General features: G+C 47.1%; 10 protein-coding genes and 1 pseudogene. 6 read left to right on the top strand and 5 right to left on the bottom strand.

What is annotated here, in order from left to right:
- Positions 1–106: 106 nt before the first annotated feature.
- The 3 genes from QUA03_RS27160 to QUA03_RS27150 form a co-directional block, all read right to left on the bottom strand.
- Positions 107–1804 (bottom strand): Hsp70 family protein, encoded by a 1698-nt coding sequence (locus QUA03_RS27160; RefSeq protein WP_333216597.1) that lies wholly within the window; start codon positions 1802–1804, stop codon positions 107–109.
- A 69-nt stretch (positions 1805–1873) separates the two neighbouring features.
- Positions 1874–2662 carry an XRE family transcriptional regulator gene (locus QUA03_RS27155; RefSeq protein WP_333216595.1) on the bottom strand — a complete coding sequence of 263 codons (789 nt, stop codon included), beginning with the start codon at positions 2660–2662 and terminating at the stop codon, positions 1874–1876.
- 11 nt (positions 2663–2673) lie between these two features.
- Entirely contained in the window at positions 2674–2886 is a 213-nt protein-coding gene (locus QUA03_RS27150) for a DUF2997 domain-containing protein (RefSeq protein ID WP_333216593.1), read from the bottom strand.
- Between the two features lie 82 nt (positions 2887–2968).
- Here QUA03_RS27150 and QUA03_RS27145 point away from each other — a divergent pair, with 82 nt between their 5' ends.
- Complete coding sequence (locus QUA03_RS27145) at positions 2969–4021, top strand: low specificity L-threonine aldolase (protein ID WP_333216591.1); 1053 nt, start codon at positions 2969–2971, stop codon at positions 4019–4021.
- A 169-nt stretch (positions 4022–4190) separates the two neighbouring features.
- On the opposite strand, the gene QUA03_RS27140 is transcribed toward QUA03_RS27145, so the two are convergent.
- The gene (locus tag QUA03_RS27140; protein ID WP_333164425.1) at positions 4191–4589 is read right to left on the bottom strand and encodes a DUF4112 domain-containing protein; all 399 of its coding nucleotides are present in this window, start codon (positions 4587–4589) and stop codon (positions 4191–4193) included.
- Positions 4590–4659: 70 nt separating this feature from the next.
- Complete coding sequence (locus QUA03_RS27135; protein WP_015177415.1) at positions 4660–4998, bottom strand: winged helix-turn-helix transcriptional regulator; 339 nt, start codon at positions 4996–4998, stop codon at positions 4660–4662.
- A gap of 147 nt (positions 4999–5145) precedes the next feature.
- Between QUA03_RS27135 and QUA03_RS27130 the strand changes: the two genes are divergently transcribed.
- The 5 genes and pseudogenes from QUA03_RS27130 to QUA03_RS27110 form a co-directional block, all read left to right on the top strand.
- Complete coding sequence (locus QUA03_RS27130) at positions 5146–5382, top strand: CDGSH iron-sulfur domain-containing protein (protein ID WP_333216589.1); 237 nt, start codon at positions 5146–5148, stop codon at positions 5380–5382.
- Between the two features lie 214 nt (positions 5383–5596).
- Positions 5597–6295, top strand: coding sequence for a pirin family protein (locus QUA03_RS27125; RefSeq protein ID WP_333216587.1), 699 nt, complete (start codon positions 5597–5599; stop codon positions 6293–6295).
- A 168-nt stretch (positions 6296–6463) separates the two neighbouring features.
- Positions 6464–6670, top strand: a complete 207-nt coding sequence (locus QUA03_RS27120; RefSeq protein WP_333216585.1) for a hypothetical protein — start codon at positions 6464–6466, stop codon at positions 6668–6670.
- 154 nt (positions 6671–6824) lie between these two features.
- Positions 6825–8468, top strand: coding sequence for a WD40 domain-containing protein (locus tag QUA03_RS27115; RefSeq protein ID WP_333216583.1), 1644 nt, complete (start codon positions 6825–6827; stop codon positions 8466–8468).
- Between the two features lie 413 nt (positions 8469–8881).
- A pseudogene (locus tag QUA03_RS27110) lies at positions 8882–9952 on the top strand (ABC transporter ATP-binding protein); the annotation flags it as partial.
- Positions 9953–10233 lie beyond the last annotated feature (281 nt).

The raw sequence follows: 10233 nt of genomic DNA, 5'->3' as shown, positions 1-10233 counted from the left end.
ACAATCATTCTGCCTATTCAGGACGGCGATGTCTGAGGGGTGAAACCCCTCAGACATTCGCCAACAGTCTCTTTCAATATCCGAATGTTATCTAAAAATTTTACCATTATTGCAGTTTGGCGATCGCCCCTTTTTCCACCAACACCTTACCAGTCACCAAATCCCGCACCGTCGCCAACAAAACCCGCCTCTCATCCACCTCAAAACTCACCGAAATCCTGTCAATTCCCAATACCCCAGGCGGATTCAAATGCGCTACGCAAACCTGCTGATGGTGGCTTTCCAGAGACCGAAAATCCGTTTTTTTATTGAGCAAGCTGCTCGTCATTTGCCCTTTTTCGTTAAAAGTAACCTCCGCTTGCGATACCTCCGCCACTTCCCCAATATCTAACCGAATTTCCCTTTGCCCTTCAATTGCCACTTGCAGCGTCAACTCTTCGGAACTTTGACAGGGATACTTCATTTCCTTGCTAAATATCGGCGAATAAGCATAAGCATTAGCATAAGGTTCCCAGAGGCGAATTGCATAGCTGTGGCGCAAATAATCGTCAACACTCGCTAATTGTGTCAAGGCTAAAGCACCGTGCGCCACTGCTTCAAAAGGCTTGTCTCTTTGGACTTTTTGCCGCCCAAAATACGAAACCACTAAATTAGATACAGCCGGAATTAGAGAAGTTCCTCCTACCAGCAAAACCTGTTCTATATCTGCTTTACCGATACCTTTCCCCAGTGCAATACTCAGCACTTCATCTAAACTTTCCCGCAACTGTTCTAACAACTGCCTAGATTCCAGAATTTCCTCAAGCTTGTCTCGGTTTAGTTGCAAGTCGTAAGACATAAAATTTTCATCGTCAAACCAGCTTTCCTTCGCCTCATTAACTTGAGAAAGTTGAATTTTTAATTTTTCCGCTATTTCTAATAAGTTTTGCCAGCCCACTGGGCCGACTTCTGCGCGTGACGAACCAATTTGCCGCAAATAATCTTCGACAATCCAGATGTCAATATCTTCGCCGCCGACATAAGCATCGGATTTTGCCAACACTTCGGCACGCACCCCCCCCAGCCCCCCCTTGCTAAGGGGGGGAGCAAGATTGCTCTCCCCCTTGTCAAGGGGGGAAGCGAGATTTCTCTCCCCCTGGCTAAGGGGGGAATCGAGATTTCTCCCCCCCTTACTAAGGGGGGGTAAGGGGGGGGTTAGAGCAGTGCGGACTAAACTTAAATCTAAAGTTCCGCCACCAAAATCAACTACTAAAACTAGAGAACCGGGGCGTTTTACTGCATATCCCAGGGCGGCGGCTGTGGATTCATCTATTACCTGAACTTCCGCAACTCCCAAACTTTCTGCTAAGTCACGAAACCAATCTAGATATCGCTCAAATGCTCCAACGGGAACTGTAAAAATTACTTTTTCTGCCTGTATATTTTGTAAATATAATTGTTTCCAAATACTTTTAATAAACTGTTCGGCTACTGATTCTGGTGTGTAGGTTTCGCCGTCTAAGTTGCGAGGCGGCGGCTGAAAATCTGCAGCTAAATTGCGTTTAAAAGCTTTGAAAAAACGGTCTGGCTGGGATTGTCCCAAACGCTGCAATCGCACTTTTTCTCCCAACACCAACTCTCCGGCATTCTTCACAAAGACTAAAGTCGGCACTACAGATATTTCTCGAACATCTCCGCTCAAATTCTTCGTTTTAAAAATGCGGGACATCTCGCCTAATCTCAAAGTTTCTGGTGTTTGCGTATCCGGGTTAAGAATGCAGACAACCGTATTGCTGGTGCCGAAGTCAATGGCAACTGTAGTCATGGTGATTTTAGATTTTAGATTTTAGATTTTATTGGCAAGTGTAGTCATGGTGATTTTAGATTTTAGATTTTAGATTTTATTTTTCATTCCCGCTGGAAGGGTGCGACTAACTTTAGCAGGAGTAAGAATTCGCTCTCCCTCTCGATAGCCGACAAACCGAATATAAACTAATTCTCCTTCGGTTATATCCTCAACATCCGGCTGGTGCAACTGCGGATTGTAAGCAGTTTGTTCCCACGCAGAACCAATTATTTCAAAATCCCAACTTGACAAGAGATTGTCTAAGGGAGTAAACAAAGCTGAGAGATTTTTGGCGGGCATATCCGGCTTGGCTTCTGCCATTTTGCGGGCGGCGGGATAGTTGGTTAACAAAGTTTGCAACTGTTCAAAGGTAGCGCGGCGAAAATCGGCAGTTAGTTGAGCTTTTTGCTGCTGCAATTCTGCTCGCAACCGGAAACACTGCTGCCTCAATTCTTCAATTTCGCTGGGATTAGTTGTGATTGTAGCCGACATTGGCAGTGCGCTCAAAGTGCGATCGAACTCTTGAAAATTCAAATTCAGCACTGTTGCCAGCCGTCTCAGTTGGTCTAGCGTGAGTTTTCCCACGTCTCCCTGCCGCACTAAGCGCACCCCAAAGCGACTTAAGCCTGCTTTTTCGCCTAAATCTTGCCAATCGAGAATGTCTAGCTGATTCATGCGTTCCCGCAGAATTTTATCGTACTTAAACTCGATCGCATCTCCCGCCTCAGATGCAGCATAAAGGTAGACTAAAATTAGAAAAATGCCCCCGATAGCTAGCGCGAAGCTGAAGGCAGGCACTGTTGTTACATCAACTGTTGCACCGAGGATATCAAACATCTTTAACTCTTCTAAACTTGTTTTAAAGTCTGCGTTTGTTCAACGATCAAGTTTTCTTCGCCTTGGTAGTATTCTGGCAGCAAGTCTTGAGATTCTACTTTTCCGAGAGCTTTTTCAATGCCGGCGGTGGTTTCGGTGCAACTCGAACCGGTGGCGTTGAGGACGGTTTCGGTAATTTTGCCGTCTTTGCCGATGCGGTATTCTATTTGGCGGTATTCTGCCATAATTCTGCCTCTTGGTTTAATGCTTGAGTGTTGACTGCTGAGGATTGAGTTATATTATAGATTCTATTTACCAATTATTCTAATGAATTTTTGTAGCGACAATGCAACCGGGGTTTCGCCGGAGATTATGGCGGCGATTGTAGCGGCTAATTCCGGTGCTGTGATGTCTTACGGAGATGATGAATATACACAGCGTTTGCAAGTTAAATTTTCGGATTTGTTCGAGACATCGGTGAGTGTTTTTCCTGTAGCAACCGGTTCGGCTGCTAATGCTCTGGCTCTTGCGGTTATGACTCCTCCTTACGGGGCTGTTTACTGTCACGCAGCATCTCATATTAATGTAGATGAATGCGGCGCACCGGAGTTTTTTACAGGCGGTGCAAAGTTAGTGACACTAACAGGAAATCATGGTAAAATCGAGGCAGAGACTTTAGGAAAAATACTCGATCGCGCTGGTGCAGGTGTCGTCCACCACGTACAGCCCGCAGCCGTCAGCATCACTCAAGCAACGGAAGCCGGCACAGTCTACAATCCAGCAGAAATTTCCCACATTTCGGAAGTAGTTCGCGCTCACAATTTGCACCTGCACATGGATGGAGCTCGCTTTGCCAATGCTGTCGCCAGTCTTGGCTGTTCTCCGGCGGATGTCACTTGGCGGGCTGGTGTGGATATTCTATCGTTTGGAGCGACCAAAAATGGCGCGATGGCTGCGGAAGCTGTGGTTTTTTTTAATCAAGAATTAGCAAAGACTTTCCCTTTTTACCGCAAGCGCAGCGGGCATCTTTTCTCGAAAATGCGGTTTTTGTCGGCGCAGTTGGAAGCGTATATAACTGATGACTTGTGGCTGAAGAATGCGGCTCATGCAAATAATATGGCAGCCAAATTAGCCGCAGGTTTGGCGGGAGTTGAGGGAGCGAATTTTTGCCATCGAGTTGAAGCCAACGAGATTTTTATTCAACTTCCCGAATCGGTAATTACAGCGGTTTTATCTGAGGGCTTTCTGTTTTATCGGTGGGATGAATGTACTGTTAGACTGGTAACGGCTTTTAATAGTTTGGAAGCGGATGTTATTGCTTTTGTCGAAGCGGTTAAACGACATCAGCGATTATTTCGTAAGGGCGTGTTGGACGAATAATATCTGACGAGTACCAACAATCTAGATAAACCCGCCACCATAACAGATAACCCACATCAACATTAAATTTGGCTCGAATGCGGAAAATCTACATTCTGATTTTTCGTTTGATGGGGGCGGGCTTGAGAGGTTGCTGGTTATTTACAATTATTGTTTGTGAAACCCGTACCTACAATTTAATAGATTGAGGAACAGGTTCGGCAACTGCGGCTAGTTCGGGTTCAACTTCTGCGAGATGTGCTTCTAAAAGCGCCAAATTTCTCATGTTTGATTTATAAAAAGCATCGAAGATATCTCCGACTAACGGTACTGAACCCACCACGGCTTCTAGACCGATGTTATAAACCATTTTCCCTAGAGTTTTTTGGGGAATGTTGAATCGAGTTGCTAAATAAATTAGGTAGGCGGAAAACGCGGTATCTACGATATCCCCAGCACCCGGAACTAAACCGATAATGGGGTCTAAACCAATGCGAAATTTAGTGCCGGGGATGCCAATGGCGGTATCCATCAGGCGGCTGAGTTTGCGGATGCGGTTGAGGGTGGCGAGTCGCTCTATGTTGTTCATATTATTATTGTTGAACTAGGTTGAAAATTTGAAATCTGTCGGAAGACGGAAAAAACCATCTAGAAACCGCTCATTTTCCATCTTCGCTAATATGCTGAATTCCCCATTCGTGCATGGCATTAATAATCGGTTTGAGACTTTCGCCCAAAGGCGTTAGCGAATATTCAACTTTTGGCGGCACTTGCAGGTAAATTTCCCGGTGCACAATCCCGTCTGATTCCATTTCCCGCAGTTGCTGCGTCAGCATCTTCTGAGTAATGCCGTTGACAGCTCGTTGCAGCTCGTTAAAGCGCTTCACTCCTGGAAACAACTCCCGCAGAATCAAGACTTTCCAGCGCCCGCCAATCACCTCTAGAGTGCGTTCTACAGGGCAATTTGCTCGATCGACTTTTACTTCTTGGACTTGCATAGTATCCTTTTGGTAACTACCCTACTTTTAAGTGCGTACTTCCCATAATAGCTTGACTCGGTTTAAAGTATAAACATCGCAGAAATAAAACAAACCAAACCAATAAATATATTCCTGCATCTGGCATCAATCAAAAAGGAGAACACGATGAACCAACCTGTGATTGCTGATACAAAACCCGCCGTTATGGAACTTGAACCCGGTACTTACTACTGGTGCACCTGCGGTCAAGCTAAAAATCAGCCTTTTTGTGACGGTTCCCATAAAGGTAGCGAATTTGTGCCGCTAGCTTTTGAAGTGACTGAGAAAAAAACTGTGGCGATGTGCAACTGCAAGTCTACCGCAAATTCTCCATTTTGCGACGGCGCTCATAGCAAACTTTAAAAGCAGCAATAATCAAGGAGAAACCAATCGTGCATCAACCGCTTTTGGTTTCATTTGACAACTAAATAGGACTTAGGCATCAATACCAAAGAAACCCGGTTTTTCACCGATATTAAAGCTGCGATGCACTATTATCCTAAAAACAATCGGTTTCTACGTCCAGGGCTGCTAAAGAAACACCACAATTTTCATGCTTTTTAAATAGGGGGAGAAGATGATTACCGTTAGAAAAAGTGAAGCAAGAGGACACGCTAATCATGGTTGGCTGGACAGTTACCACACATTTTCTTTTGCCGGCTATTACGACCCAAATTATATGAATTTTCGTTCTTTGCGCGTAATTAATGAGGATGTCGTTAGCCCCGGCAAAGGTTTCGGCACTCACGGGCACAGCGACATGGAAATCATTACTTATGTATTAGAAGGAGCATTAGAACACAAGGATAGTTTGGGTACCGGTGCAGTGATTAAACCGGGTGAAGTGCAGCGGATGAGTGCAGGTACGGGTATCCAGCACAGCGAGTTCAATAACTCGCAAACAGACCCCGTTCATTTGCTGCAAATCTGGCTGTTACCCGATACAAAAGGCTTGAAACCGAGTTACGAACAGCGGGAGTTTCCCCTAGCAGAAAGGCGCGGCAAACTGCGCTTAGTGGCGGCACGAGATGCGAGAGAGGGTGCTGTGAAAGTGCATCAAGATGTTGATTTGTATGCGGCTGTTTTGGATAAAGACTCGCGGGTTTCTCATGCTTTGCAGCCGAATCGCCACGCTTGGGTGCAAGTGGCTCGCGGCTCGGTTTTGCTGAACGGTTTGCCTTTGGAAAATGGCGACGCTGCGGCGGTTAGTGGCGAGTCTGAGTTGGCGATTGAAGCTACGGCAGATGCTGAATTTTTGCTGTTTGATTTGGCATAGAATTACACAAGAAATCCCCGGCTTCTCCCACAAGTCGGGGATTTTAGATCGTTCGGCGATTGAAATCGCTATAATGGGTTACTACTTAGGAAATAAGTAAATAGGAGGAAGAAACTAACTTTTATTTGTGGTATTTTTGGTAAGGCTAAGTGTTTAGGATAAATTTTTATGCAAGAAAACCCGATCGCCAGAAAGCATCTTGTTTGGAGCCTCATCACTGGTTTAGCAGTCGGCGCGATCGCAGGCGCACCCCTCGGCTGGATGGCTAATGGGTCTTTTTCCGATCAGCGTTCGGCTCAAAGTATCCTTTGCCGAGAAAAGAATAGAGATCAGCCAGTTGCTATTGTTGAGGCTAGGTGCGGTTCCCGATTCTAAATTTTTCTGCTAGCCAGAGGGCGGTGTCAAATATTTTGAGGCTTGTGCGAATGTCGAAAGTTCGATCGCACAGGCATTTTGGCGTTGTCAATATGCCACAAACCGGATAACTTTTCCGTCAGTTGATATGTGGGTATGTTAAATTGACACAATAATGAATTACAGCAGAACAATTCCGGCTATTTTGAGTGCTACGATCGCCCTGAGTTCGATCGCCCTTATTCCACTGACATCACCTCAAATCGCCCTCGCATTAACCGCCGACAAAGTTAAAACCGTTGCCCAACAAATTACTGTTCGCATCCAGGGGCCAAAAGGCGGTTCGGGAGTAATTTTAGAGAAACAAGGCAGCACATACTATATTCTCACAAACTGGCACGTTGTCGATAAAGCCGGCGATTACGAGGTTGTAACTCCTGACGGCCAAGCTCACTCTGTATCATACAGCCTCGTGCGGCGAATGCCCGGTGCGGATTTGGCGATCGTACCTTTCAGCAGCACTCAAAGCTACCCCCTGGCTCAATTAGCTAATTCCGCAGCAACTAAGGGAAACAAGGCTTATGTGGCCGGCTGGCCGAGATCCGGCGGTTCTCTGAGACAGCCGATTTTCATCGCTACGGAAGGTCAGCTTACCGGCCGCCAAACTCCCTGGAACGGTTATACTTTGGTATACAATAACTTAGTGAGAGCCGGCATGAGTGGCGGGCCGGTACTCGATGACGCGGGGCGAGTTGTCGCAATTAACGGCATTGTTAGGTTAGAGGAAAATTCCGATAAAATCGTGGCGGCGGGAATAGAAATTAATACTTTCATGAAATGGCGATCGACTATTTCGTTGCCAGTAGTTCCCCAATCTCCTACTGCCGGAAACCCGAAAACTCCTGCGAATAATGCGCCCCGCACGCCCGCAAGTGCGATCGCCTTTGCTGCCACAAATACCCTCAAAGGGCCTTCCGAAGTTGTCAGTTCCCTTGCCCTAGCTTCAGCTTATTTTACTACAGGAAATAGCAACGGCACTATCTCAGTTTGGAATTTCCCCAGCGGGCAATTAAAAACTACCCTGCAAGGACACACGGAAGCCGTAAACGCACTGGCCGCGAGTGCGGATGGCAAGGTATTAGCTAGCGGCAGCGACGACAAAACTGTGAAAATTTGGAATTTAGAAACTGGCGCGGTTGTACGCACTTTAAGCGGCCATTCCAATGCAGTTTCGAGCGTTGCCGTTAGTCCTGATGGTCAATTTGTAGCCAGCGGCAGTTGGGACAAAACGATTAAGATATGGAACCCGAAAACGGGGGAATTGCTGCGGACTTTGACCGGGAATTCTGGGTTGGTGAATGCAGTTGCCATCAGTCCAGATAGCAAAACTTTAGCTAGCGGCAGCAAAGACGGTTCTATTAAGTTCTGGAATTTAGCTACGGGTCAAGAAATTCGCACCATTAGCGGCAAAAACTTGGCTGTTTTGTCGCTAGCTTTTACTCCCGACGGCAAGAGTTTAGCTGCGGGAAATAGCAACGGTACAATCGGTTTGTGGAATGCCACAAACGGGCAGTTAATTCGGCGTTTAAGCGGGCATACTGACGGAGTTTGGTCGGTGGCTTTCAGTCGGGATGGCACTACGCTGGTTACTGGGAGTTGGGATAAGAGTGTGAGACTTTGGGATGTGCGATCGGGCGAATTGAGAGGTAATTTGAGCGGGCATTCTGGCTATGTTAGTGCTGTGGCTATTAGCAGCGATGGTAAGACTATTGTTAGTGCGGGTTGGTTGGGGGAAATTAAGATTTGGAAAAAGAGTTGAGATTTTTTTGAACGAACCGCGAAGGCGCGTTACGCGGAGGGGCGCGTAAGCGCTACTAAACCTAGAAACAGCCCCGCGTCTGTAGCGAAGGCAGCTAGTTGAGGGTTCGGTCAGGCACGGACTCTACTGGTAGGGTGCGTCAGTTGGTAGCGATTCGATGTACATCGGCTACTCATTTCCGCGCTTGGCACCCTACTACCTACCATTTTGCTTCAAAGTCCGATCGACCCTTATGATAGATTTGGTTCTTGCCAGACTACACTGGAAGACAAAATCAAATTAAAAATTTCGCCATAAATTTCGATCGACCCGCCGATCGGGCGGGACTCTCCCCTTCGTGGAACAGGCGTCCCGCCTGTGGTTGGTAAAGTAAATCTAAAACCTAAAACCTAAAATCGCGTGACTTCTGACAAATGATTGAAGTAGAACACTTAAGCAAAACTTACGGTTCGACCGCAGCGATCGCGGACGTGTCCTTCTCGGTCGAATCAGGAGAAATTCTCGGGTTTTTGGGGCCAAACGGCGCTGGCAAAACCACAACCATGCGGATTTTGTCGGGATATTTGCCGGCATCCAGCGGTACGGCCCGCATCGCCGGCATGGATGTTCACGAAGACTCGATGGCCGTCAGACAGCGCATCGGCTATCTGCCGGAAAACCCGCCACTGTATCCAGAAATGACTGTGGAAGGGTTTCTGTTTTTTGTCGCCCGGATTAAGCAAGTACCTGCGGGCGATCGCGCGCGACGAGTTACCTCCGCGATCGAACGCTGCGGCCTGGTTGATAAACGCAAAGTTTTAATCCGCAAGCTTTCTAAAGGATTTCGCCAGCGTGTCGGTATCGCGCAGGCGATCGTCCACGACCCCCCAGTGATTATCCTAGACGAACCAACCGTCGGCCTCGACCCCCGACAAATCATCGAAGTCCGCAATTTAATCAAAAGCCTTGGTGGCCAGCACACAATTATTCTTTCCACGCACATTCTGCCGGAAGTCAGCATGACTTGCAACCGCGTTACCATCATCAATCGCGGTAAAATCGTCGCTGCGGGTAGTCCCGAAAATTTGATGGTAGAGTTGGCTGCGGGAGAGGGCTACGAAGTCGAAGTTGAAGGCGAGGCCGATTTGGTAAACAGTCTGCTGTTGCCTTCTTTGGAAAATTTGCGGGGAGTTCGATCGGTGGAATTGATTCCAAGCAATCAATTTTTAGTCGGTCGCTACCGCCTGCGGGCATTGTGCGAACCGGAAAGAGAACCCGGACGAGAAATTGCTACAGCTATCGTCGCCTCTGGATTTGGACTGTGCGAAATGCGCCGCTCTCGCGCTACTCTGGAAGATGTGTTTTTAAGGCTGACAGCGGCTGAAAAGAAACCGGAAGAAAATCTGGTTCATAGCGAACCGGAGGTCGATCGAAATCTGCAAGAAGCGGCAGAAATTCAAGACTCGATCGCGGATTCTCATCAATCCGAATCGCAACCGATTGTCGAAAATCTCCAAGTTTCAGATAGGCAAGAGTCTCTCTATGATTCTCATTCAGCATCGGAACCAGTTCCAGAAACTGAAGAGTTGCTTTATGATTCTCAACCAGAATCAGAACCAGTTCCAGAAACCGTAGAGTTGAGAGAACATCCTCAACCAGAATCAGAACCAGTTCCAGAAACCGTAGAGTTGAGAGAACATCCTCAACCCGAATCAGAACCAGTTCCAGAAACCGTAGAGTTGAGAGAACATCCTCAACCAGAATCAGAACCAGTTCCAGAAACCGT

The organism is Microcoleus sp. S36b_A4, assembly GCF_036700645.1.
In the GTDB taxonomy this organism is placed as follows: Bacteria; Cyanobacteriota; Cyanobacteriia; order Cyanobacteriales; family Microcoleaceae; genus Microcoleus.
This window is presented reverse-complemented; position numbering and strand designations above follow the sequence as displayed.